The following is a 24193-nucleotide window of genomic DNA, read 5'->3' on the forward strand; positions in this document are numbered from 1 at the left end:
GGTGACCTTCTCCCCCGAGTGGGTCATCTGCGCGCTCGGGGGCAACGACGTGGCACGGGTCGGGCCGGGTGTTCCCAAGACCCAGGTGTCACTCGCCGAGTCGATCGCCAACCTGCGCGAGCTGCGCCGGGTCGCCGGCGCCCTGACCTCCGCGTCCTGGGTCTGGATGACGCCGGGGCCGGTACACCCGGAGCGAGTGCGCGAGTTCCCCGGCTTCCGCTTCGGCCAGACGTCGTGGGACAACGCCGACATCGTGGCGCTCGCGGACGCGATGGCCGAGACCTTCGACGACCCGGTCGTCGACCTGGTGTCCGCCTTCGGCGTCCCGGCGCACGAGTCGCTCCAGGGCCCGGACGGTGTCCACCCGAGCCTCGCGGGTCAGTGCGCCATCGTGATGGCGCTGCTGCACACGCTGGCCGGCCCTACGGCGCCGGAGCAGCGCCGCTCATGACTGCTTCTTGGTGAAGCGGATCTGGCCGTTGGCCAGGATCTGCCAGTCGTAGGTGGGGTCGTGGATGCGGTGGTGGTCGTGCGGGCACATCAGGACCCCGTCGTCGAGGTCGGTGCGTCCGCCTTGGGACCAGGGTTTGAGGTGGTGGACCTCGCACCACTCGGCGGGATGTCGACAGCCCTCGGTCCGGCATTGCTGGTCTCTGAGTCGGATGGCCTTGCGTTGCGCGGGCCGGTAGAGCCGATCGGTGCGGCCGAGGTCGAGGACCTCCGAATGGTTGCCGAGCACGACGGGGATGATCCCGGCGGTGCACGCCAACCTGCGGGCTTCGGAAGCCGAGATGGGGTCCTTGTCGCCCAGCAGCCCCGCGACCGCGAGGTCGGTCTTGAGGTCCTCGAGGGTGATGGTGACCATCAGCGTGGTCGCGTCCCCACCGTGGAGGGGGAGGCGGTGGGGGTCGAGGTGCTCGAGCAGGGCGCAGAACGCGCCGGCGAGCTTGCGGGAGTAGGGGATGGTGTCGGCCTCGCCGTACTCACCGTTGGCGTGGCGGGGGCTGGTGTAGGCGTGGAGGTAGGTCTTGAGGCGTTCTGCCTCACTGGTGGGCAGCAGGCCGGTGAGCCTGGTGGTGCCGTCGCCGGTGTTCTTGAAGAACAGCCGCATCCGCTTGCGCGCGGACTGTTCTTCCTCGAGCAGCTTCTTGGCCTCGGCGTCCTCGAAGATCTCCGGGGCCACGACCTCCAAGATCCGTCGCCCGAGTCGCCGGATCTCGTCGGGGGTGAACTCCGTCGATCGGTTGATGAGCTCGGCCTCGGCCTTGTCGCGGATCTCGAGGGAGACCACCGCCGGCAACGCATCCAAGACCGCGACGATCACGCGGGCATGCTCGACCGATAGGACACCGTCGGCCATGGCTTTGGCGACCTTCGGGTAGCGGGCGTCGAGGCCTTGGGCGAGCTTGAGGTCCCGCTTGCTGCCGCGCAGGTCGCACTGAGTGTGGTGGGACAACCACGACGCGACGTCGCTCGCGCCGTCGGCCTCCGCCACGTCCGACGAACTAGCGAGGAGGCGGGCCTGGAGCTCGGCGAACTGGGCGCGGATCCTGTGCGCGGCAAGAAGGGCCTGCTTCTTCTGCCTCGTGGTCATGAACACCGGCTGGGTCTCCCGCACCGACGCCAACGCCGCATCCACCGCCGCCAAGGCAGCCAGCACCGGATGGTCCGGCACCGGGTCGCCCACGACCGGAACCGCCGGTGCAGTGCCGGTGGTGCTGGTCGTCATCGGAGGCCTCCCTTCGTGAGCGTGCAGTCGATTACCTCGAGTGCCGCTCCACGCGGGGGCCCTTGCCGGGGCCAACGACCCTGAATCCGGAACTCGCGGTCCGGGGGCCTGCCATGTGGTGGAACTGGTCCTGCTGCTTCCAACCCGCGAGGGGTATCGGTGTCTGGACCTACGGTCCATCGTACACGTGTTCGATCGAACACACAAGCGAACCGCACGATTTCCACTGACGCCACAAGATTCCTGCCTGCGCGCCAGGCCAGCGTTACCGTCCGACGGTGTACCGCTCGAACTCCATGAGTTGGTGGCTGGAGCACGGCCTCGACGGATTGGTTGCCGGCCTGATCGGTGGATTCATGACTGGCATCGCAGTCATCTCCGCGATCGCATGGGAAGCCTCCATTCGGCGCCAGGACCGAGAGCGAGCCGCGCACGAGGAATTGCGCCGGGCGACGGTCGACCTGATGTCGGCGGCGAACTCAAACGGCGAGGTGGAGCGGTACGCGCGGCTCCTGTTCATCCAACTCACCAGCACGATCAATCTGGCGATGCCAATCGACACTGCGTACGCCGAGGAACTCAAGAGAGTACGAGTGAGCTTGAATGGCGACTGGGTGACGCTCGGGTTTCGCGTGCCGGGCGTAGATTGCCGTTCCAGCGAGGTAGAGCAAGTGGCCACCGATTGGCTATCCGGTCGGGTCGGTCAGCCCAAGCTCAACCCGGCGTATTTTTCGGATCCGCAGTACCACCAGTTCCCTCAGGCTGGCGACTGACGGCCAAGCATCACCCCGATGGACTCTCGGCCTCGCCTGATCGGCCTCACGGCAGCAGGAACGAAGCCCGCCACGTCTTCAGCTGCGAGCGCCCGACCATCCCGTGCTCGTCGAGGAACGGCATGACCTTCTCCCCCATCCACGCGATCGTCGCGCGGTAGTGCTCGTTGCCCAGTGCCGCACCCCGGGCCTCGTGCGGGTCGAGCCCGACGGCGGCGTACACGTCCGGGTGCACCAGCGAGCGCATCGCGACGTACGCCACCTGGGCCGTGACGAGCTGCTGCGCGGCGCGCTCGGTGCGGCCCATCCTCCGGGCAGCCTTGGCGAGCTCGTCGCGCGCGAAGCTGACGTGGCGCGCCTCCTCGGTGACGTGGATGCGCGAGGTCATCCGCACCAACGGCTGCACCCGCTCGTCGCGGATCAGGTCGCGCTGCCAGCGGTCGACCGGCTCCTCACCGATCAGCACCGCCGCGAACGCCCCCGCGCCGCGCAGAGCGAGCTGCCCGAACCGGCCGAGGGAGCGCACCTTCTGCCGCGGGCCGTACGCCGGCACGCCCATCGTCGAGAGCGCGCGGGCGAACATGACCGCGTGCCGCGTCTCGTCGCCCACCTCGGTCAGTGCGAACTGTGTGCGCGGGTCGCGCGGGTCGGCGCCGTACACGTCGCGGAGCAGGAGCTGCATCAGCACGACCTCGAACCAGATGCCGACGCTCGCCATGCTGCCGGCCTCGTGGCACGACAGCGTGCGCCGCTGGTCGTCGTCGAGCGAGTCCCACAGCGGGGTGCCGTAGAGCGACATCCGCTCCGGCTGCATCCCCCACAGCCCGGGCACCAGCGGCGCGTCCCAGTCGATGTCGACCTCGGGGTCGTAGGACTGGCGCGCGGTCGAGCGCAGCAGCCGGTCGGCGAGGGGGTCGGCGACGGTCACAAGCACCTCCGTTGATTGCTGTTACCGACGGTAACATCTATGGCCTAGAGTGGACCGCATGAGCACTCCGGTCAAGGGCGACGGCCGCTCCCAGCGCTGGCAGGCCCACCGCACCGCGCGCCGTGCCGAGTTCGTCGAGGCGGCGGTCCGCGCTGTCGAGGCGGTCGGCCCCGACGCGTCCATCGCCGACATCGCGCGAGAGGCCGGCGTCAGCAAGCCGGTCCTCTACCGCTACTTCGCCGACAAGGCCGAGCTGCACGCCGAGGTCGGGCGCTGGGGCGCCGAGCTCGTGCTCGACCGGGTGGTCTCCGCGGTGCTCGCGCCCGCCACCGCCCGCGCCCGGATCGACGCCGGCGTCGCGGCCTACCTCGACACGATCGCCGAGCACCCGCAGACGTTCCTGCTCCTCAGCACCCAGCACGCCGGCAGCGCCGACCCGCTGGCCGACGGCAAGCAGCGCGCGGCCACCAAGCTGGCGCGCATCATCGGGTCCGGCCTCCGGCAGCTCGGCGTCGACTCGGCCGGCGCCGAGCCGTGGGCGTTCGGGATGGTCGGCATGGCCGTGTCGGTCGGCCAGTGGTGGCTCGACCGCCGCACGATGTCGCGCGCCGCGGTCGCCGACTACCTCAGCGGCTTCATCTGGCACGCGCTGTCCGGAGCGGCGGACGAGTACGGCGTACCGCTGTCGGCGCTCGACCCGCCCGACAACGTCCGCCCGCTCGACCCGGGCCGCCAGGCATGAGCGCCCACGAGCCCGGTGAGGCGTACGACGGACCGGCCGACCTGGTGACCGACGACGAGAGCCACCCGGTCGAGGTCCAGCTGCGCGGGTTCTTCCAGCCGCTCGACGGCCATTTCCACTGGTACGGCCGGATCGCGGAGACGCCGGCACTCGCGACGGTCCGCAGCGGCGCGACGGTCACCCTGCAGACGCCGTACGGCGAGGCGACCGGGAGGGTGTCGGACGTCGACCCGTGGCGCCGCTTCCGGATCTCCGGCACCGGCCGCCCGCCGTTCTGACCCGCAGCCCCTGAATAATGCGGGCGTGCCGCTCTCGGACCACTCGACCCACGCCGCGGCACTGCGTCTCCTGTCCTACTTCGTGGCCGCCGTACGGGTCGGGACCCTGGTGCAGATGGCGCCGTCGCTGGGCGCCGCGTTCGCCGAGACCGAGCGGCCCGCCCTCACCGCCGTCACCTGGGTGGTCGCGGCGACGATGCTGCTCACCGTCGCGGCGGCCGCCCTGGTGCGGCGCCGCCCGACCGGCACCCGCGTCGCGCTGCTCGACGTCGGCGTCGCGCTCGCGCTGCTGGTCGCGGGCTCGTGGACCGTGCCCGAGGCCGACCGGATGGGCACCTGGGTCGGGTTCCAGCTGGGCTACGCGCTCTGCGTCTCGTTCGGCCTGATCGGAGTGCAGGCGCGCTGGGTGTGGCTGCTCCTGCTGGCCGCGCTGGCGGTCGCCGAGGCCGCCTACCTCGCGCCCACCGTCGAGGGCTGGGCGGACCTCGCGGCCGTCGCCGGCAACGTCCTCACCATCGCGGTGCTCGGCCCGCTGTCGTGGTTCGGCGCGCGCCTCATCACCCGGATCGCCTCCGACGCCGATGAGGCGCGACGACTGGCCGCGGCCGCCGCCCAGGCCGAGGAGGAGCGCCGGGCGCGGCTGGCGATCCACAACGGCACCGCGGTGATGCGGCTGATGGTCGAGAGCGGCGTCGGCGACCGCCACGGGCTGCGCACGCAGGCCGAGGCCGAGCTCAACCGGATGCGCGCCTACCTCACCGGCGCGCCCGCGCCGACGACCGACCCCACCACGCTCGCCGCCCTGGTCACGGCGGCCGGCGCGGAGTTCGACGACCTCCCGATCACCGTCGTGGCCGACCTGGCGCAGGACACCGTCCTCCCCCGCGAGCTCGCCGACGACCTCGCCGCAGCGCTGCGGAGCCTGCTCCTCAACGTGCGCCAGCACTCCGGCGCCGGCCGCGTCGTCCTCCACGCGGAGGAGCAGGAGGACCCGCCGGGCTGGGAGGTCAGCCTCCACGACGACGGAAGCGGCTTCGAGACGACGCGGACGCCGTACGGCGTGGGCCTGCGCGAGGTCGTGGTCGAGCAGCTCGCCCGCTCCGGCGTGACGACCACGATCGACAGCGTGCCGGGCGTCGGCACCACCGTCACGCTCGTGGGGCAGGAGTCCTGACGTGGGAGGGCCGCGCTTCGCGCTCGTCGACGACGCCACCGCGCTGCGGGCGTCGCTCGGGCTGCTGCTGCCGGGCCTGACGTTCGTGGCGTCGCACGCCAACGTCGAGTGCCTGTTGGCCGAACGGCCCGAGGCCGACGTCGTGATCCTCGACCTGCACCTGGCCAACGTCGGGCAGCCGCAGGCGAGCCAAGGCCCGACGGCGATCCGGCGCATCACGGAGGCCGGCTACCGCGTGTGCTGCTACACCCAGGAGGAGCGGCGCTTCGTCCTCGCCGCGTGCCTCGCGGCCGGCGCGACCGGGGTGATCTCCAAGGCGGCGACGCTGGAGGAGGCGGAGGCGGGCTTCCTCGCGGTGGCCGACGGGGAGCTGGTCGTGCCGCCGTCCGTGGCCGGGATCCTCGAGGTGCTCGTGCGGCGCGGCAGCCTCACGGTCGTGTCGCCGCGCCAGCGCGACGTGCTCGCCGGTCGCGCGCGTGGCCTGACCTACGCCGAGATGAGCCGGACGCTCTTCCTGTCGGAGTCCACGCTTCGGGGCTACTGGCTCGAGCTCACCCAGACCGTGTCGCGCTACCTCCAGGTCACCTCCCCCGGTGACATCGAGCAGGCGCTCGGGCTGGGCCCGGGCGACCTGCTCGATGTGTGGCCCGAGGTCAGCCGCGGCTGATCTCGACGGTGCCGTCGACGTTGTCGGCCTGCTTGCCGGTGACCGAGGTCGAGCCGCCGCCGAAGATCCACGACTTCGGGACCGTGCCGAGGCACTTCTGCGGCACCGAGAAGGTGACCGCGCTGGCCTTGGTGCTCCAGTTGCCCTTGACGCCCTTGCACTTGACGACCTTGCCGCCGGTGGAGGTGATCTTGGACAGGACGGCCTTGAACTTGCCGCTCTTCTTCATGAGCGCGACGCCGTAGTAGTTGCCGTCGAGGTCCGGCGGGAGCCAGACAGCGGTGAAGATGCCGCTCTTGCCGAGGTCGTTGACCGAGAACTTGCCCGAGATGGTCTTGGTGCCGTTGTTGAACCTCACCGCGGTGATGTCGATCGACTTCGCGGCGTCGCCCTTCTTGTCCTTGAGCGAGCCGGTGTCCGCCTGCGCGGAAGCCGGCACGAGGAGGACGGCGGCGAGGCCGAGAGCGAGGGCACCGAGAAGCAGGCGCACCAGCGGTCGTGCGTTCGAGAACATGTGATCCTTCTTGTCGCTGGAAACGAGAGCACGTCCCGCCCAGGTCCTGGGCGGGGACCGTCTCATCGTTCCGGGAGGCGACGCGGCGGCGGCACCAACGAATCCGCGGAATGGCTACTGTCCAGTACTCCGCAGCGGGGCTGGCGCGTTGTGATCCCGCTCATAGGGTTACGCCATGTTCTCCAAGGTGTTGGTGGCCAACCGGGGCGAGATCGCGATCCGAGCGTTCCGTGCGGCCTACGAGATGGGTGCGCGCACCGTTGCGGTGTTCCCCTACGAGGACCGGGGCTCCGAGCACCGGCTGCGCGCAGACGAGGCCTACGAGATCGGCGAGCGCGGTCACCCCGTGCGCAGCTATCTCGACCCCGACGAGATCGTGCGGGTGGCGCTGCAGTGCGGCGCCGACGCGGTCTACCCGGGCTACGGGTTCCTGTCGGAGAACCCGGCGCTGGCCGAGGCCTGCGCCAACGCCGGCATCACGTTCGTCGGGCCGACGAGCGACATCCTGGAGCTGACCGGCAACAAGGCGCGCGCGATCGCGGCGGCCAAGGAGGCCGGCGTGCCGACGCTCCAGAGCGTCGAGCCGTCGACCGACGTGGATGCCCTCGTCGAGGCCGCGCAGGCGATCCCGTTCCCGCTCTTCGTCAAGGCCGTCGCGGGCGGCGGCGGTCGCGGCATGCGCCGCGTCGACGACCCGGCCAAGCTGCGCGAGGCCGTCGAGACCTGCATGCGCGAGGGCGAGGCCGCGTTCGGCGACCCCACCGTCTTCGTCGAGCAGGCCGTCGTCGAGCCGCGGCACATCGAGGTGCAGATCCTCTCCGACGGCACCGGGCCCGACGGCGTGATCCACCTCTTCGAGCGCGACTGCTCGCTCCAGCGCCGCCACCAGAAGGTCATCGAGATCGCGCCGGCGCCGCACCTCGACCCCGAGCTGCGCGAGCGCATCTGCGCCGACGCCGTGAAGTTCGCGCGCCACATCGGCTACCGCAACGCCGGCACCGTGGAGTTCCTCCTCGACCCCGACGGCAACTACGTCTTCATCGAGATGAACCCGCGCATCCAGGTCGAGCACACGGTCACCGAGGAGGTCACCGACGTCGACCTCGTGCAGTCCCAGCTGCGGATCGCCGCCGGCGAGACGCTGGAGGACCTCGGCCTGTCGCAGGACACGGTCCGGCTCCGCGGCGCCGCGCTCCAGTGCCGGATCACGACGGAGGACCCCTCCAACGACTTCCGCCCCGACACCGGCAAGATCACGACGTACCGCTCCCCGGGCGGGCCGGGCGTCCGCCTCGACGGCGGTACGACGTACACCGGCGCTGAGGTCAGCCCGCACTTCGACTCGATGCTGGCCAAGCTCACCTGTCGCGGCCGCACGTTCGAGAAGGCCGTCGAGAAGGCGCACCGCGCGGTCGCCGAGTTCCGCATCCGCGGCGTGAAGACCAACGTCGGCTTCCTCAAGGCCGTGCTCGAGGACCCGGACTTCGCGGCCGGGCGGGTCACCACCTCGTTCATCGAGACCCACCCGCAGCTGCTGATCGCGCGCAAGTCGGTCGACGTCGGCGGCGGGCTGCTGCGCCACCTCGCCGACGTGACCGTCAACAAGCCGTACGGCGAACCGCCGGTCTCCGTCGACCCGCGCGAGAAGCTGCCGCCGCTCTCGCTCGACGTGCCCGCGCCCGACGGCACCCGCCAGCTGCTGCTCCAGGTCGGGCCCGAGGAGTTCGCCCGCCGGCTGCGCGAGCAGAACACGGTCGCGGTCACCGACACCACGTTCCGCGACGCCCACCAGAGCCTGCTCGCCACCCGGGTGCGCACCGCCGACCTGCTCGGCGCGGCCGGCCACGTCGCGCGATTGACGCCGCAGCTGTGGTCGGTGGAGTGCTGGGGCGGGGCGACGTACGACGTCGCGCTCCGCTTCCTGTCCGAGGACCCGTGGGAGCGGCTCGCCAAGCTGCGCCAGGCGCTGCCCAACGTGTGCCTGCAGATGCTGCTGCGCGGGCGCAACACGGTCGGCTACACGCCGTACCCCACCGAGGTCACCGACGCCTTCGTCGAGGAGGCGGTGGCGACCGGGCTCGACGTGTTCCGCATCTTCGACGCGCTCAACGACGTCTCGCAGATGCGGCCCGCGATCGAGGCCGTGCGAAGCACCGGCACCGCCGTCGCGGAGGTCGCGCTCTGCTACACCGGCGACCTGTCCGACCCGGGCGAGAAGCTCTACACGCTCGACTACTACCTGCGCCTCGCTGACGAGATGGTCGAGGCCGGCGCCCACGTGCTCGCGATCAAGGACATGGCCGGCCTGCTGCGCGCGCCGGCCGCGCGCACGCTGGTGACCGCGCTGCGCGAGCGGTTCGACCTGCCCGTGCACCTGCACACGCACGACACCCCGGGCGGTCAGCTCGCGACGATCCTCGCGGCGATCGACGCGGGCGTCGACGCGGTCGATGCCGCGACGGCCACGATGTCGGGCACCACGTCGCAGCCGTCGCTGACCGCGCTGGTCGCGGCGACCGACCACTCCGACCGCGAGACCGGCCTCGACATCGGCGCGGTCAGCTCGATGGAGCCCTACTGGGAGGCGGTGCGCCGCGTCTACGCGCCGTTCGAGTCGGGCCTCGCCTCCCCCACCGGTCGCGTCTACCGGCACGAGATCCCCGGCGGCCAGCTGTCCAACCTGCGCCAGCAGGCGATCGCGCTCGGGCTCGGCGAGAAGTTCGAGGCGGTCGAGGACATGTACGCCGCCGCCAACGACATCCTCGGCAACGTCCCGAAGGTGACGCCGTCGTCGAAGGTGATCGGTGACCTCGCCCTCGCCCTCGTCGGTCGGGGCGCCGACCCGGCGGAGTTCGCGGCGAACCCGGAGAAGTACGACATCCCCGCCTCCGTCATCGGCTTCCTGCACGGCGAGCTCGGCGACCCGCCGGGCGGCTGGCCGGAGCCGTTCCGCAGCAAGGCGCTCGACGGTCGCTCGTGGGAGCCGCCGGCCGCGGAGCTGACCGAGGAGCAGCGGCGCGGGCTCGCTGAAGACCGGCGCGGCACGCTCAACCGGCTGCTCTTCCCCGGCCCGACGAAGGACTTCGAGGCGGCGCGGGCGACGTACGGCGACATCTCGATCCTGCCGACGCTCGACTACCTCTACGGGCTGCGACCCGGCGAGGAGCACGAGGTCGACATCGCCGAGGGAAAGCGGCTGCACATCGGCCTGGAGGCGATCGGCGAGCCCGACGAGCGCGGCTACCGCACGGCGATGCTCACCCTCAACGGACAGCTGCGCCCGGTCGCCGTACGGGACCGGTCGATCGCGGCCGACGACGACGCCGCCGAGAAGGCCGACCCGGCCAACCCCGGCCACGTCGCCGCGCCGTTCCAGGGCGCAGTCACCGTCGCCGTCGCGGAGGGCGACCAGGTCGAGGCCGGCGCCACCGTAGCCACGATCGAGGCCATGAAGATGGAGGCGGCCATCACCGCCCCGGCCTCGGGCACGGTCAAGCGGCTCGCGATCACCGGCACCCGCCCCGTCGAGGGCGGCGACCTGATCCTCGTCGTCGAATGAGCGCCCCAGGGTGGTCGAGTAGCCCGTGCGCGCTAGCGCGCGGGCGTATCGAGACCGCCGGTGGTTGAGGTGCGAGGCCGCCCGCGGCCGAGCCTCGAAACCTCCGGCCACAACCCGATCGCCGCCGGCATCGTCGCGGCCATCGTCGGCTTCAGCAGCGCGTTCGTGGTGGTGCTGGCCGGCCTGACCGCCGTCGGCGCCACCCCGGAGCAGGCGGCGTCGGGCCTCCTCGTGCTGTGTGTGACGGCAGGCACGGGAATGCTCTGGATGGCAATCCGCCACCGGACGCCGATCTCACTCGCCTGGTCGACGCCCGGCGCAGCGCTGCTGGCCACGACCTCGGGTGTGACCGGCGGCTGGCCCGCGGCGGTCGGGTCGTTCGTGGTCGCGGGCGCGCTGATCATCGTCACCGCGGCGGTGCCCAAGCTCGGCGACCTGGTGGCGAGCATCCCGCCCGCCCTGGCCAAGGCGATGCTCGCCGGGGTCCTGCTCCCCCTCTGCCTGGCGCCGGTGGTCGAGCTCGTCGACGACCCCGAGGTGGTCGCCCCGACGGTGCTGACCTGGCTGGTGCTGCTGCGCCTCGCGCGCCGCTGGGCGGTGCCCGGCGCCCTCGCGGCCGCGCTGATCACCGTGCTCGTCACCGCCGACGTCGACGCCTCCGCCCTCGCGCCGTCGCTGACCTGGACCACCCCGCACTGGACGCTCTCGGCGGTGGTCGGCATCGCGCTCCCGCTCTACGTCGTCACGATGGCCTCGCAGAACGTGCCGGGCGTCGCGGTGATGGCGGGCTTCGGCTACAAGGTGCCGTGGCGGGAGACCCTCGCCGTCACCGGCATCGGCACCGTCGTCGGCGCACCGGCCGGCGGCCACGCGATCAACCTCGCCGCGATCACCGCCGCTCTCAACGCGGGCCCCGACGCCGGGCCTGACAAGTCGCGCCGCTGGATCGCGGCCGTGAGCGGCGCGATCACCTACCTCGTGCTCGCAGTGACGAGCGCCGCCCTCGCCACCCTCGTCGCGGCCGCCCCCGGCGGCGTCATGCAGGCCGCCGCCGGCCTGGCCCTGCTCGGCACCCTCGGCAGCGCCCTCGCCGACTCACTCGCCGACGTCAGCGAGCGCGAGGCCGCCGCGGCCACCCTGGTCGTCGCCGCCTCCGGCGTCACCATCGGCGGCGTCGGCGCCGCGTTCTGGGCCCTCGTCGTCGGCCTGGTCCTGCGCTGGTTCCTCAAGGTCGGCCGCGCGACCGCGCCCTAGCCGAGTTGTACCCCGTGGCCCGCCCACTTGTGCCTGATGGTCCGCCGACTTGTACGTCGTGGTCCGCCGTACGATCCCCGGATGCGCCGTGCCCTCGGACGCCTCGCCCTGCTCCCCGTGCTCGCGGCCTGCAGCGGCGATCCGGAGTTCACGTACGGCGCCGAGCTGGAGGCGCCCCCGCGGTCGGCGTACGAGCGCTCCAGCGACGAGGACCCCACCCGCGACCACGGTCGCGCTGATCTTGAGCTGGACAGCGGCGCGAAGGTGATCATCTGGATCGATCCCGGCGACTACCGCCTGGTGCTCGTCCAGCACTCCGACCCCGACGACGCCGACTCCTGGACCGAGCCCGAGCGGCTCTTCGAAGGGTCGGGTGACGGATGCCTGTTCGTCCATGCCGACACCGACGGCGAGGTCGTCGCGGCGACGCTCGGCTGCTATCACCACGACGCCTTCCTCCAGCAGGCCCCGACGGCAGGCCACGCCGCCGTGACGACCAACCTCGAGGACTGGCGACTGGAGGACTTCGGCGAGTTCTGGGGCGAGCCCCACGTCGAGGACGGCACGGTCGAGTGGGACGACTCCTCCGTGTCCTGGTCCGAGGACGACGGCTTCACCGACTGAGGCGCACGCGCGCGCTGAGACCTTCTTCGTCCATGGATGCCACACTTCCGGCGTCACCATCGGCGGCGTCGGCGCCGCCTTCTGGGCCCTCGTCGTCGGCCTGGTCCTGCGGGGGTTCCTCAAGGTCGGCCGTGGCGCCGGAGGTTTCGAGGCTCGTCGCTAGCGCTCCTCGCACCTCAACCACCGGCGCATCGGTGGTTGCAGTGCGGGTCCAGGTTGGTCGAGTAGCCCGGGCGCCCTGGCGCCCGGGCGTATCGAGACCCTTCGGCCCCTCAGACGACCTCGCAGTGCGTGTGCACCTCGGTCGGGCAGATGTCCGCGCCCGACCCGCCGTCGCCCTTGTCGAAGCCCTTGCCGCCGCGGAGCAGGTCGCTGCCACCCATCCCGCGGAGTACGTCGTTGCCGGCGCGGCCGTCGATGTAGTCGGCGGAGTTCGACCCGACGATCGTGTCATCGTGCCGGCTGCCGCGCGCGACGTTGACGCTGGCGAACCGCATCGTGCTGCGGCCCAGCTCGGCCCGCCCAGCGCCGAGGTCGACCCGCACCCCGCGCTTGAACGGCGCGAAGGAGATCGTGTCGATGCCGGAGGCGCCGTTGACGTCGGCCGAGGACCTCGCCGAGGCCACGATGATCACGTCGTCCCCACCGTTGGCGGAGCCCCGGACCGGCCCGTGCTTGAGGATCAGCTGGTCGCCCTCGGCGCCGCCGGAGCCGTTAGCCCTGCCGGCCAGCACCAGCCGGTCGCGGCCGGCCTCGCCCTTGGCGACGCCGTCCCTCATCTCGACCGCGTCGTTGCCGGCGCCACCGTTGGCCACACCGCCCGCGCCGCGGAGCAGGTCGTCGCCGCCGCGTCCCTCGAGCGTGTCGGCGCCGCCGCCGCCAGCGAACGCATCGCGACCCTCGCCGCCGATCATGTCGTCGGCCTGCGGGGTGCCGCGGACCAGCTCGATCTGCCCGTAGTCGTCGGTGCCGGCGCCGGTCACCGTCGCGGTCGTGGCGTCGACGGTCACGCCGCCGCTGCGCACGGCGTTGTAGCTGAGCGCGTCGACCCCGCGTCCGCCGGCGAGCTGGTCGTCGCCGTCGCCCTCGGAGATCTCGTCGGCGCCGACCCGGCCCCAGACCTCGTCGTTGCCGGCGAGGCCGGCGAGCGCGTCGTTGCCGCGGCCGCCGTCGATCATGTCGTCGCCGCCACCGCCGGTGATGTAGTCGGCACCGCCGCCGCCGCAGATGAGGTCGTTGGAGGCGTCGCCGCGGTACTTGTCGTTGCCGCCGCCCAGCCACACGACGTCGGTCACGAGCAGGCCGCCCGTGCCGGAGAGGTCGTCGGCGCCGTTGGTGCCGATGATCGTCGCCGCCTGACCGCCGCACATGGGCGCGGCCTCAGCGGGCGCGGCTGACAACGCCGGCACGAGCAGCGCCGGCACGACCAGGGTGACCGAGAGCAGTTTCCGCATGCACCCGACAACGAGGCGACCGCCGAAGGGTGCCGCCCTGAGACGAGCGGATCATTCCGTGAGACACGTCAGACGATTCGGAACCAGGTCGACTTGAGCCCGAAGATCACCCGGAAGTCGTCGCCGCTCCGCACCACGGAGCCCGCCGAGCCAACCGCCCTGATGCTCAGCACGCGCCCGTTCCAGGCCCCGTTGCCGTCGCGGCGCCGTACCCGAAGCCGCTGGAAGTCACCGATGCCCGGGAACGCGTTCTCGATCTGGTTGTCGGTGAGCCGGTGGGTCCAGCTGCGGTTGGGGTTGCCCGACCAGCGGTCCCAGGGGTCGCGCTGCGCGTGGAGGTAGGGGAAGTCGCCCTTGACCGTCCAGCCGCCGTTGCTGGAGGAGAACTGGGAGAAGATCGGCGCCCCGCCCTTGGTGACGACCTTGCCGCTGGTCGCCTCGATGGCGTCGTCGGAGGCGGGGTGCTCGTCGGCGACGCCGCCGTAGACCTGGCAGTCGGTGGTGTCGCAGAGGTCGTAGCGCCCGGTGTGCGCGCGCCGCTCGAACGCGGCGTAGGTGCGGGCGGCGACGGACTGGGCGCGCACGGCCTGCGGGTGCCAGAGCGCCGGCACCTCACGAGGTACGACGCCGCGCAGGTAGTGCTCGAGCGCCACCACGTTGATCGTGTCGCGGCCCGCGGAGCGCAGCGCACCGCGATAGCGGGCGTCGCCGGACGGCGTCACCAGCGCGACGGGGCGGCCGCCGGCGGAGAACTGGGCGTTGTGGCCGACCTGCCGGACGGTCCGCCAGCGGTCGGTGAGCACCGCCAGCGTGGCCCCGGAGGAGGTCGGGCTGAGCCGCCACTGCCTCGCGCCGCGGCGGTCGAGCGGCACCGGGTCCATGCCCCGCGCCTTCAGCCGCAGGCGGGACCGGTCGCGCACGACGACGTCGTCGGTGGTGTCGGCGGTGATGAGGATCTTGATCTTCCCGCCGACGTCGCCGATCTCCGTGCCTGGGTAGTAGAAGCCGACGATCCCGCGCCACTTCTTGCCGTGCTGCGACGCCGCGCCCTGCGCGCCGTACTGCGACATCCCGCGGCCGTGGCCGTAGCCGCGTCCCTCGAGCTTCACCGACCCCGGTCCTCGCGCGGCTCGCTCGCGCTCGTCGTCGGCGGTGGCCGGGCCGACGGCGAGCAGGCTGGATGCGACCAGGATCACAGTGAGCAGCAGGCGCATCCGTCCGAGGGTAATGCTCAGTTTCAACCAATCACTGCATGCGCCCTAGGCTTGTCTGTTATGAGTGAGCCCCGCGCAGAGCAGTCCCCGGAGCAGACCACACCGGCCGGTGCGGTCGCCGTACCGGACAAGCCTGCCCTCGAGGGCCTCGAGGAGAAGTGGGCCGAGCGGTGGAAGTCCGACGAGACCTACAAGTTCGACCGCAGCCAGCCGCGGGAGAACGTCTACGCCATCGACACCCCGCCGCCGACCGTCAGCGGCAGCCTGCACGTCGGGCACGTCTTCTCCTACACCCACACTGACCTGATCGCCCGCTTCCAGCGGATGACCGGCAAGTCCGTCTTCTACCCGATGGGCTGGGACGACAACGGCCTCCCGACCGAGCGCCGCGTCCAGAACTACTTCGGCGTCCGCTGCGACCCGTCGCTGCCCTACGACCCGGAGTTCACTCCCCCGGAGAAGCCGGATCCGAAGCGGCAGATCCCGATCAGCCGGCCCAACTTCGTCGAGTTGTGCGAGCAGCTGGTCGAGCAGGACGAGAAGGTCTTCGAGTCGCTGTGGCGCCAGCTCGGCCTCTCCGTCGACTGGTCGACGACGTACACGACCATCGGCGACAAGGCCCAGCTCGCCAGCCAGCGCGCGTTCCTGCGCAACCTGGCCCGCGGCGAGGCCTACCTCCAGGAGGCGCCGACCCTGTGGGACGTCACGTTCCAGACCGCGGTCGCGCAGGCCGAGCTGGAGGCGCGCGACTACGCCGGCCACTACCACCGGGTCGCGTTCCACAAGGCCGACGGCTCGCCGGTCTACATCGAGACCACGCGTCCCGAGCTGATCGCCTCGGTCGTCGCGCTGATCGCGCACCCCGACGACGAGCGCTACCAGGACCTGTTCGGTACGACGGTCAGCTCGCCCGTGTTCGGCGTCGAAATCCCGGTCCTCCCCCACGCGGCGGCGGAGCAGGACAAGGGCGCCGGCATCGCGATGTGCTGCACGTTCGGTGATCTCACCGACGTCACGTGGTGGCGCGAGCTGAACCTCCCGGTCCGCACGGTCATCGGCCGCGACGGCCGGTTCACCCGCGAGACGCCGGAATGGCTCAGCGGCGAGCAGGCCGCGGCGGCGTACGAGGACCTGAAGGGCAAGACCGTCTTCTCCGCCCGCGAGACGATGGTCGCCAAGCTCAAGGAGACCGGCGACCTCGACGGCGACCCCAAGCCCACGCAGCGGATGGCGAACTTCTACGAGAAGGGCGACAAGCCGCTCGAGATCGTCTCGACGCGCCAGTGGTACATCCGCAACGGCGGCCGCGACGCCGCCACCCGCGACGCGATGCTCGCGCGCGGCGCGGAGATCGAGTGGCTGCCCGCGCACATGAAGCACCGCTTCGACAACTGGGTCGGCGGCCTCAACGGCGACTGGCTGATCTCGCGGCAGCGGTTCTTCGGCATCCCGTTCCCGGTCTGGTATCCCCTCGACGCCGAGGGCGAGCCCGACTACGGCAACCTGCTGCTCCCGACCGAGGCGCAGCTGCCGGTCGACCCGTCGACCGACGTCCCCGAGGGGTACACCGAGGACCAGCGCGGCAAGCCGGGTGGCTTCATCGGCGACCCCGACGTGATGGACACCTGGGCGACCTCGTCGCTCACCCCGCACATCGCGGGCGGCTGGGAGACCGACGACGACCTGTTCGGCCGGGTCTTCCCGATGGACCTGTGCACCCACGCGCACGACATCATCCGCACCTGGCTGTTCGGCCGCGTCGTCCGCGCCCACTTCGAGAACCACACCGCGCCGTGGTCACACGCGATGATCTCCGGCTTCATCGTCGACCCCGACCGCAAGAAGATGTCGAAGTCCAAGGGCAACGTCGTCGTCCCCAACGAGATCCTCGACAAGTACGGCGCCGACGCCGTCCGCTGGCGCGCCGCGATCGCCCGCCCCGGCCTGGACTCGCCTTTCGACGAGACCCAGATGAAGGTCGGCCGCCGGCTGGCGATGAAGGTCCTCAACGCGTCGAAGTTCGTCCTCGGCTCCGTCGGCGCGACCGAGCTCAACCGGGTCGCGGTCGTCGAGAAGGTCGACACCGCCCTCATCGGCCGGCTCGCCGTGACGATCGAGAGGGCCACTGACGCGTTCGAGGCCTACGACTACACGACCGCGCTCGAGGTCACCGAGAAGTTCTTCTGGGAGTTCTGCGACGACTACCTGGAGCTGGTGAAGGAGCGGGCCTACAGCTTCGAGCCGGAGCTCGACCCGATCGCCAACCAGGCCGCCGAGTCGGCGAAGGCAACGCTCGCGATCGCCCTCGAGGCCCAGCTCCGGCTGCTCGCGCCGTTCCTCCCCTACGTCACCGAGGAGGTCTGGTCGTGGTGGCAGGAGGGCTCGGTCCACCACGCCTCGTGGCCGACCGTCACCGAGCTCGGCTCCGCAGCCGCGCAGGCCGCCCGGATCATCGACTCCGTCGCCGCCGCCCTCTCCGGCATCCGCGGCGCCAAGTCGAAGGCCAAGGTCAAGATGCGCGCCCCGCTCGCGCGCGTCGAGGTCAAGGGACCCGAGAAGCTGGTCCGGGACGCCGAGTCCGCCGCCGACGACCTGCGCCGGACCGGCAACGTCCTCGGCGACCTGGTCTTCACCGTCGACGACTCGCTCACCGAGCTGGTTGTCGACGCGGAGATCGCCGAGCAGCCCGCGGAGTAGTCAGTACGTCGCAGCCGCCGACGCAGGTTGGTCGAGTAGCCGGCGCGCCCCGGCGCGCCGGCGTATCGAGACCCGCGTGCGAGGAGCGCTAGCGACGAACCTCGAAACTTCCGGCGCAGCCCGCGCTCATCGTCGGATCCGCCTGCATTGCGTCGGGCGCACCGCATAGCCTCGCTGTCATGGCTGACGCATCTCAGGACAAGCTCTACGCGACCACTCTCCAGACAGTCGGAGCCGTGTCGAAGCTGCCGATCGTGCGAGTGGATCGCGAGGCGTTCCTACGGAAGCAATTCGGCGACTCTCCGCACCTGGACGTGATTCTCGCGAAGGGGCCTCAGGAGGTCTACTCCGTCGAGTCGCTGCGCAAGAAGGCCGACTCGATCATCAAGAGCAGCGCCACCAAGACTTCAGCGGTCTCTTTCGCTTCCGGCCTTCCCGCCAATCCCGCTGTCATGGTGGCCGCGGGTGGCGCCGACGTGGCGCAGTACTTCGGCTTCGCGATCAACCTGGCCCAGCAGATCGCCTACCTGTTCGGCGAGGACGAACTGTTCGAGACAGGTGAGCTCTCGGAGGCGGCACAGGTCCGGATCATCGCCTACTTGGGTGCGATGTTCGGCGCTGCTGGCGCGGCCGCTCTGGTGTCGCAGACGTCGAAGGTCGCCGGCCAGAACCTCGGCAAGAAGGTGGCAGCGCAGGCCCTGACGAAGACGACGTGGTACCCGCTGGTGAAGAAGGTTGGCGCGCTGGTCGGAAGGCAGGTCACCAAGAAGACGGTCGAGAAGACGATCACCAAGGCCGTGCCCGTCGTCGGAGGCATCGTCTCCGGCGGTCTGACATATGTGACCTTCCGGCCGATGGGGCACCGGCTCGCGGACACGCTCGCCAGAAACCTCAACGGAGAGTTCGAGGAAGAGCTCGACCTCAATCCTCAGTTCGCGGCCTCGCTGGACAACAGCACCATGGTGGAGGGCACTGTTATCGAGGACTGACCGAGTCGAGGCAGGATCAAGTCCCTGCGACTCAGTCGCTCGCGCGCCAGGAACTATTCGGGCGTTTTGAAGTCGGCGATCGGGGCCCTCCTCGAACTCTCGTGAAACGGCAAAGAAGGCGGTCAGCCGCATTATGGTCAACGACGTGATCGCACCGCCTTGCCCACTCCGGGCGTCGTCTGCAACGAGCAGGCTGACCCGAGTTACGGCTGCATAACCCGATGGCCGCTCCCGACGCCGCCGTGGTGCGGTCAACCTACGGCTATCACCCGGTCACCACCGACCTCGACGCCGTGATCCGTGCCGGTAGCTTCCGACAACTCCTGATCTTCGGTCCCGGCGTAAGTGATGTAGTGGACCTCGTCGACGAGACGCGGATGGTCTCGGCTCCGCCCGTGCAGCTTCCACAGGGCATCTACTGGTTCTCTGGTGTCGATCCGTCCGTTGTCCTCTCGGTCACCAGCGGTGCGTCTCCCGGCGCCAGCGCTGCCATTCCTCCCGAGGAGGTCGAGGACGGCTCAGCGCTTGACAACGCGCTCGGCTGGATTGACGCGTCGTGGGATGGCGCCCCGGTCGTGGCGAAGCCCCGATTCGCCGTCGGCGAAGACGTCCTCGTTGACGGCACCGGACAGGACGGTGTGGTTCGTCCAGGTCGGCGCTACGTCAGTGGCAGTTGGCTCTACAACGTGTTCGCTGGGGGGCAGACCGTTCGACGAAACGAGGACTCCCTATCGCTGCGCCCTACGATCGACGACGCCTCCGCGTGGGTGAGCAGGCGGCCGGATCCGCCAAAGCGGTTCGCGGCGACCCTCACCAGGGCGAAGCTCGAAGGGCACTTCACGGACACGATGTTTTCGTTTCGGGCGACGAGGACGCTGTTTCGTCCGTACCAGTTCAAGCCCGTGCAGAAGCTTCTCGACACCGGCACCCTGCGACTGTTGATCGCTGACGAGGTCGGTCTCGGCAAGACGATCGAGGCAGGTCTCGTGTGGACCGAAATGGAGGCACGTCGCCAAGCGGACCGAGTCCTCGTGGTCTGCCCGAGCTCGCTGGTGCAGAAGTGGAAACGGGAGATGGAGGATCGCTTCGGGTTCCTTCTCGTCGAGTTGGACAACCCAGGCCTCGCCGATCTGCTCGAGCGCCTGGAGACCGACCGTCTCCCCCGCCGGGCTGCTTACATCAGCAGCATCGAGAGGCTGCGGGTGTGGGACGGAATCGAGCGCGCCACCGAACTGGGTCTGCAGTTTGACCTCTCGATCGTCGACGAAGCGCACGCGTTCCGAAACTCCGACACCAGGAGCTACGAGCTTGGTGAGCAGATCCAGGACTGGTCCGACGCCCTGGTGATGCTGTCCGCGACTCCAGTCAATCTCCGCAATCGTGACCTCTTCAACCTGCTCTCTCTCTTGGTTCCGGGCGAGTTCGAGGACGTCGAGTCTCTCGAACGGCGAATCGCACCGAACGCCGTCCTCAACAAGCTGACGAAGTCCCTCGCTGACCCTCGAATCACCAATGCCGACCGGCGAGCATGGCTGACGGAGCTGGAGCAGGACGTTTTCGGGTTCATCCTCACGCTGCGGCCCGACTATCAAGTGCTCCGCGAGACACTCGCGACAGACTTCCTCGACGCCGCAGGCGCCGTGGCCGTCAAACGTCTCTGCGCCGAGCTTCACGGCCTCTCTGCGCAGGTCACCCGGACCCGGAAGATCGACGTCCAGGAGGACAAGCCGCTGCGCGAGCCTCGCCGCATCGACGTGAACTTCGACGGTGCGGAGGCACGGTTCTACGACGCCTACTTCCAGTGGTGTGTCGAACGCGCTGCGCTGAGCGGCACACCGCTCAACTTCTCAATGCAGATGCCGCTCCGGTTGGCCGGCAGTTGCCTGCCGGAAGCGGCACGATACGTCCTCGAGTGGGGCCACGGCGACGACGTCGAGTCCGAGGAGTCCGCTGAGGTACCACCCGCAAAGAAGGCCGACCTCGCCCCTGGTCCAGCCCTGCTCAAGGCCGCACGTGGTCTGTCGGGCGATACCAAGTACGACCAGCTCGTGACTGCCGTCGCCGACCTCGTCGCCCAGGACAAGCAGGTCATTCTGTTCACGTTCTCGCGTCGAACCCTGCGCTACCTCGAGCAGCGGCTCGGCCGTGACTTCCGCATCGGGGTACTCCACGGTGGCGTCCCCAAGAATCGCCGCGAGCGCATCATGAGCAACTTCCGGCGCGGGGAGTTTGACCTGCTCTTGGCTAGCAAGGTGGCAAGCGAGGGTCTCGACTTCGAGTTCTGCTCGGCGGTCGTCAACTACGACCTGCCGTGGAATCCGATGGAAGTCGAGCAGCGCATCGGCCGCATCGATCGCATCGGCCAGATCGAGAAGAAGATCGGCGTCCTCAACTTCCACACTCCGGGCACGATCGAGACCGACATCATCGAGCGGGTCATGGAGCGGATCGAGGTGTTCGAACACTCCATCGGCGAACTGGAGCCGATCCTCGAATCAGAGTGGCGCAGTGTCGAGAAGCTCCTCTTCGACTTCACGCTCACCCCAGATCAGCGACGTCTGCGCACCGACCAGGCCATACAGGCGATCGAAATGCAGGCCAAGGACCGCGAGTTCATCGAGTCCGCGGCCCCCATGCTGGTCAGCAGCGACGGAGCGGAGATCGACGGCCTGGAGCGCGATCTGCTCGCTAGCGGGCGTTACGTCGGCCAGGAAGAGCTGGCCCTCCTGGTCGAGGACTGGGCGGAGACGTACGGCGGAACTACTCATCGCGACGGATCGGTGCTCCGGCTGCGAGGAAACGAGGAACTCGCTGACCATGTGCAAGCGCTGATCAGGACTGGCGAGCGTCGCGCAGCCGAGGTTCAGGATCTGTGCGCGCAACTGCGTTCCGAACAGGACATCGTCGTGTCCCTCGACCAGGAATTTTCCCGCACATCCGACGTGCCGCTGCTCACGGCAACGCATCCTTTGACGCGTGCTGCGGTTGGCACTCCAGGCCATCGCCACGGCAGGTTCACCCTCTTACGCATGACGCCCGAGTCCGCCGGCGTTGCTGAAGGGATCTACCTTGCGCTCCTTGCAGTCGTGCACTGGAACGGCGTCCGGCCCATCCACGAAGTCTGGTCCTCCAGCATCGACCTATCCAATCTGTCGGACGCGGGTGATCCACTGGGCTCGGCCATCATGAAGGAGCTGGCCACAGCGTCGTACAAGGCAGGGCCACTCCGGGATCACCCTCACCTCATCGAGGCGGTCGACTTGGCGACGATGAACCTGGAGGCACGCGTGGCAACACGACGTACCGAGCTGATTCAGGAGAACGACGCGTTCATCGCAACGCGTCGTGCCTCTTTCACCGAAGTCCACGAGCGCCGCATGCGGGTGATCAACAGTCGGCTACAGACCCACATCGAGCGCGGACAAACGAAGATGATGCCGCTTGCCGAAGGCAAGCTTCGCAAGGAGCAGGCACGGTACGACGCCCAAGTCGCCAGCCTCGAGTCCGCCGCCGCGCCCTCGCTGACCACCGACGACCTCGCCACCTGCGTCGTAGAGGTCATCGGATGACGACCCATCCCGACCTGCCCTACGAGCAGGCCAAGAACAAGGAGTACCTGGCCAAGCTAGAGAAGAAGCTGCAACGCAACCCCCTCGCCGACGTGGAGCGCAACGTGCTGTGGATCGACGCAGTCGACCACCAGATCAAGGCCAATGGCTTCCACCATCCTCTGCTCGGCCGGGTGGGCTGCGACAGCGACGACGAGGAGTTACGTGACTTCTACATTGGATCGCGCTTCATCCAGGACGGTGACGTGCAGGTCTACAGCTGGGCCGCCCCGATCGCGCGCTTATTCTTTCAGCCAGAATCGGAAGGCTCCGAGGACGTTGTCGTGCGGCGCACCTTCACGCATAGGCTGACCGATGTCAGCGACCTGGACGACGATTGGGCTCGGGAAGGCGCGGACTCGCCGTTCACCGCTCGGGCGCTGAGCGTTCCCGTCCCGGCACCGGGCCGCTCCACCCGTCGCCGCGTTACCCCGGCGCCCGCTGGCTCGTCAACGCCAACGGATGCGGAGCCGTCGTCACCGATTGGCTCGGCCGAGCGCGGTGCCGCAGCCCTGCCCGCAACTACGAAGGCGCGCACCGGCAGCGCCGCCGACATCCGCGAAGGCATGCGCGCCCAAGACGCTGTGCTGAAACGCCTCGCCGCTCCTCGGGAAGACAAGCTCCAGTCCGTCCTCGCTCTACTGCAGCCGGACCAACACGCACTGGTCTCGTGGCCGGTTGATGAGAGCGTGGTCGTGCAAGGGCACCCGGGCACAGGGAAAACGGTTGTCGCTGCCTACCGCGCGTCATACCTCGTCAATCCCGCTCTCTACGAGCAGGGTGGCGCCTTGGCAGGACGCGCGACCAAGCCGCTCCGGGTCCTGGTGGTCGGTCCGACTCCTGGCTACGTCGCGCATGTCGAGGGACTCATCAAGCCGCTGGCCGCGTCCGAACAGGTCCGTGTCACACATCTAGCCGACCTTATGGCCGAGACGACGGGTCTGAAGGGCCCTTGGCCGGGCGCGATCGGGGGTGAACATGACGACGTCGATGCTCAGGCACGCAACTTTGCGGAGCGCGCCGCTCGGATCTTTGAAAGCAACAATCGATGGCGCGAAGGCAATGGCGCTCGCCGGGAGAACATCAGGCAGGTCTACGAGCTGATCCGGAGCAACGGGACGCCTGGCCGACCCTTGGTCGAGGACGTCGAGCAGATCTCTTGGATGCGCAAGCTGCCGCCCTTTGACCAGGCCTTCAAGCGCCGATACCTGCCACTGATGGCCCAGTGCCGTCTGGCGTACAGCCCGATCCCTGACGCCCTGCGCTTCGACCACATCATCGTTGACGAGGCCCAGGACGTCTCCCCCATCGAGTGGAACGTCCTCGACCACTACCTCCGTCGCGAGGGGCGCTGGACCCTCGTAGGCGACATGAACCAGCGGCGGTCGGACGTGACCTACGGCTCGTGGAGTGAAATCGCCGACCACCTCGCGCTGACTGCTGACGGAGAATTCCAACCACAGAAGATGACGCGCGGCTACCGCTCGACCGGCGCTGTGCTGAGATTCGCCGACCGACTGCTTCCGGCGAAGCACCGCGGCAACCAAACGGTCCAAGCAACGGGCGAGTCCGTGGCAGTCCGACGCGCCCCGCGCCCCAACCTCGTATGGACCACGGCGTTGCAGACGGCGCGGGACCTTGCGACCAAGCACGCCGACGGCTCAACGGCAATCATCACCGTCAACCCCGGGGAGATGATCGGCGAGCTGGGCCGCAGCGGGTGGCGTCGCAAAGGTTCCGGTTTCCATGTGTGGCAGAAGGACAACCTGTCCGTTCGTCTCTTCCCGCCCGAGGATGCTCGCGGCCTGGAGTTCGACGCCGTTGTCGTTGTCGAGCCGGGGGACTTCCCCGAGAACCTCGGCCGCACAGGACAGCTCTACACCAGCCTGACCCGCGCCAATCGCGAGCTCGCGGTCGTGTGGTATCGCAACATGCCTGATGCGCTACGTCGAGCGGCTCGGAGCTAGGCAGGAGGTCCAGGTTTGCTGA

At 69.7% G+C, this 24193-nt stretch carries 18 protein-coding genes; 13 read left to right on the forward strand and 5 right to left on the reverse strand.

Annotated features, from left to right (window positions below):
• The first annotated feature begins 1 nt into the window (after position 1).
• Entirely contained in the window at positions 2 to 451 is a 450-nt protein-coding gene (locus tag HNR19_RS22390; protein ID WP_218910280.1) for a GDSL-type esterase/lipase family protein, read from the forward strand.
• Here the strand turns inward: HNR19_RS22390 and HNR19_RS15655 are convergent.
• The gene (locus HNR19_RS15655) at positions 446 to 1729 is read right to left on the reverse strand and encodes an HNH endonuclease signature motif containing protein (RefSeq protein WP_179668782.1); all 1284 of its coding nucleotides are present in this window, start codon (positions 1727 to 1729) and stop codon (positions 446 to 448) included. The two genes, HNR19_RS22390 and HNR19_RS15655, sit on opposite strands and share 6 nt — an antisense overlap.
• A 278-nt stretch (positions 1730 to 2007) precedes the next feature.
• Here HNR19_RS15655 and HNR19_RS15660 point away from each other — a divergent pair, with 278 nt between their 5' ends.
• Positions 2008 to 2502: a hypothetical protein gene (locus HNR19_RS15660; protein WP_179668783.1), complete on the forward strand. Its 495-nt coding sequence runs from the start codon at positions 2008 to 2010 to the stop codon at positions 2500 to 2502.
• A 46-nt stretch (positions 2503 to 2548) separates the two neighbouring features.
• On the opposite strand, the gene HNR19_RS15665 is transcribed toward HNR19_RS15660, so the two are convergent.
• A complete protein-coding gene (locus HNR19_RS15665; RefSeq protein WP_179668784.1) occupies positions 2549 to 3430 on the reverse strand; it encodes a diiron oxygenase in 882 nt (293 codons plus the stop codon).
• Between the two features lie 58 nt (positions 3431 to 3488).
• Between HNR19_RS15665 and HNR19_RS15670 the strand changes: the two genes are divergently transcribed.
• From HNR19_RS15670 to HNR19_RS15685, 4 genes are read left to right on the forward strand one after another with little or no spacing between them, the layout of a single operon-like run.
• On the forward strand, positions 3489 to 4172 hold the full coding sequence (locus HNR19_RS15670) for a TetR/AcrR family transcriptional regulator (RefSeq protein ID WP_179668785.1): 684 nt from the start codon (positions 3489 to 3491) through the stop codon (positions 4170 to 4172).
• Entirely contained in the window at positions 4169 to 4450 is a 282-nt protein-coding gene (locus HNR19_RS15675; RefSeq protein WP_179668786.1) for a DUF4873 domain-containing protein, read from the forward strand. The genes HNR19_RS15670 and HNR19_RS15675 overlap by 4 nt, the downstream gene beginning before the upstream one ends.
• A gap of 25 nt (positions 4451 to 4475) precedes the next feature.
• Positions 4476 to 5624 (forward strand): sensor histidine kinase, encoded by a 1149-nt coding sequence (locus tag HNR19_RS15680; protein ID WP_179668787.1) that lies wholly within the window; start codon positions 4476 to 4478, stop codon positions 5622 to 5624.
• Between the two features lies 1 nt (position 5625).
• Positions 5626 to 6291 (forward strand): response regulator transcription factor, encoded by a 666-nt coding sequence (locus HNR19_RS15685; RefSeq protein ID WP_179668788.1) that lies wholly within the window; start codon positions 5626 to 5628, stop codon positions 6289 to 6291.
• Here HNR19_RS15685 and HNR19_RS15690 read toward each other — a convergent pair.
• Entirely contained in the window at positions 6278 to 6805 is a 528-nt protein-coding gene (locus HNR19_RS15690) for a hypothetical protein (protein ID WP_179668789.1), read from the reverse strand. The two genes, HNR19_RS15685 and HNR19_RS15690, sit on opposite strands and share 14 nt — an antisense overlap.
• Before the next feature lie 175 nt (positions 6806 to 6980).
• Between HNR19_RS15690 and HNR19_RS15695 the strand changes: the two genes are divergently transcribed.
• The 3 genes from HNR19_RS15695 (at position 6981) to HNR19_RS15705 (ending at position 12242) form a co-directional block, all read left to right on the forward strand.
• On the forward strand, positions 6981 to 10364 hold the full coding sequence (locus HNR19_RS15695; RefSeq protein ID WP_179668790.1) for a pyruvate carboxylase: 3384 nt from the start codon (positions 6981 to 6983) through the stop codon (positions 10362 to 10364).
• Positions 10365 to 10424: 60 nt separating this feature from the next.
• Entirely contained in the window at positions 10425 to 11618 is a 1194-nt protein-coding gene (locus HNR19_RS15700; protein WP_343047225.1) for a benzoate/H(+) symporter BenE family transporter, read from the forward strand.
• 81 nt (positions 11619 to 11699) lie between these two features.
• Complete coding sequence (locus tag HNR19_RS15705) at positions 11700 to 12242, forward strand: hypothetical protein (RefSeq protein ID WP_179668791.1); 543 nt, start codon at positions 11700 to 11702, stop codon at positions 12240 to 12242.
• Positions 12243 to 12514: 272 nt separating this feature from the next.
• Here HNR19_RS15705 and HNR19_RS15710 read toward each other — a convergent pair whose 3' ends face one another.
• Positions 12515 to 13696 carry a calcium-binding protein gene (locus tag HNR19_RS15710; protein WP_179668792.1) on the reverse strand — a complete coding sequence of 394 codons (1182 nt, stop codon included), beginning with the start codon at positions 13694 to 13696 and terminating at the stop codon, positions 12515 to 12517.
• Positions 13697 to 13764: 68 nt separating this feature from the next.
• Complete coding sequence (locus HNR19_RS15715) at positions 13765 to 14910, reverse strand: SpoIID/LytB domain-containing protein (RefSeq protein ID WP_246303524.1); 1146 nt, start codon at positions 14908 to 14910, stop codon at positions 13765 to 13767.
• 60 nt (positions 14911 to 14970) lie between these two features.
• Between HNR19_RS15715 and valS the strand changes: the two genes are divergently transcribed.
• The 4 genes from valS to HNR19_RS15735 all read left to right on the forward strand — a co-directional run bounded on the left by valS (position 14971) and on the right by HNR19_RS15735 (position 24171).
• Entirely contained in the window at positions 14971 to 17607 is a 2637-nt protein-coding gene (valS, locus tag HNR19_RS15720; protein ID WP_179668793.1) for a valine--tRNA ligase, read from the forward strand.
• A 179-nt stretch (positions 17608 to 17786) separates the two neighbouring features.
• Positions 17787 to 18596, forward strand: a complete 810-nt coding sequence (locus HNR19_RS15725) for a hypothetical protein (protein WP_179668794.1) — start codon at positions 17787 to 17789, stop codon at positions 18594 to 18596.
• 221 nt (positions 18597 to 18817) lie between these two features.
• Entirely contained in the window at positions 18818 to 22165 is a 3348-nt protein-coding gene (locus HNR19_RS15730; RefSeq protein WP_179668795.1) for a DEAD/DEAH box helicase, read from the forward strand.
• Positions 22162 to 24171, forward strand: a complete 2010-nt coding sequence (locus tag HNR19_RS15735; protein ID WP_179668796.1) for an AAA family ATPase — start codon at positions 22162 to 22164, stop codon at positions 24169 to 24171. Before HNR19_RS15730 ends, HNR19_RS15735 begins: the two co-directional genes overlap by 4 nt.
• The last annotated feature ends 22 nt before the right edge of the window (positions 24172 to 24193 follow it).

It is taken from the genome of Nocardioides thalensis (assembly GCF_013410655.1).
GTDB classification, from domain to species: domain Bacteria; phylum Actinomycetota; class Actinomycetes; order Propionibacteriales; family Nocardioidaceae; genus Nocardioides; species Nocardioides thalensis.

Bases quoted from the DNA above. Each gene is read 5' to 3' on its own strand.
- HNR19_RS15655 (WP_179668782.1), bottom strand. From the start codon at position 1,729: ATGACGACCAGCACCACCGGCACTGCACCGGCGGTTCCGGTCGTGGGC.
- HNR19_RS15670 (WP_179668785.1), top strand. From the start codon at position 3,489: ATGAGCACTCCGGTCAAGGGCGACGGCCGCTCCCAGCGCTGGCAGGCC.
- HNR19_RS15675 (WP_179668786.1), top strand. From the start codon at position 4,169: ATGAGCGCCCACGAGCCCGGTGAGGCGTACGACGGACCGGCCGACCTG.
- HNR19_RS15690 (WP_179668789.1), bottom strand. From the start codon at position 6,805: ATGTTCTCGAACGCACGACCGCTGGTGCGCCTGCTTCTCGGTGCCCTC.
- HNR19_RS15695 (WP_179668790.1), top strand. From the start codon at position 6,981: ATGTTCTCCAAGGTGTTGGTGGCCAACCGGGGCGAGATCGCGATCCGA.
- HNR19_RS15705 (WP_179668791.1), top strand. From the start codon at position 11,700: ATGCGCCGTGCCCTCGGACGCCTCGCCCTGCTCCCCGTGCTCGCGGCC.
- HNR19_RS15710 (WP_179668792.1), bottom strand. From the start codon at position 13,696: ATGCGGAAACTGCTCTCGGTCACCCTGGTCGTGCCGGCGCTGCTCGTG.
- HNR19_RS15715 (WP_246303524.1), bottom strand. From the start codon at position 14,910: ATGCGCCTGCTGCTCACTGTGATCCTGGTCGCATCCAGCCTGCTCGCC.
- valS (WP_179668793.1), top strand. From the start codon at position 14,971: ATGAGTGAGCCCCGCGCAGAGCAGTCCCCGGAGCAGACCACACCGGCC.
- HNR19_RS15725 (WP_179668794.1), top strand. From the start codon at position 17,787: ATGGCTGACGCATCTCAGGACAAGCTCTACGCGACCACTCTCCAGACA.
- HNR19_RS15730 (WP_179668795.1), top strand. From the start codon at position 18,818: ATGGCCGCTCCCGACGCCGCCGTGGTGCGGTCAACCTACGGCTATCAC.
- HNR19_RS15735 (WP_179668796.1), top strand. From the start codon at position 22,162: ATGACGACCCATCCCGACCTGCCCTACGAGCAGGCCAAGAACAAGGAG.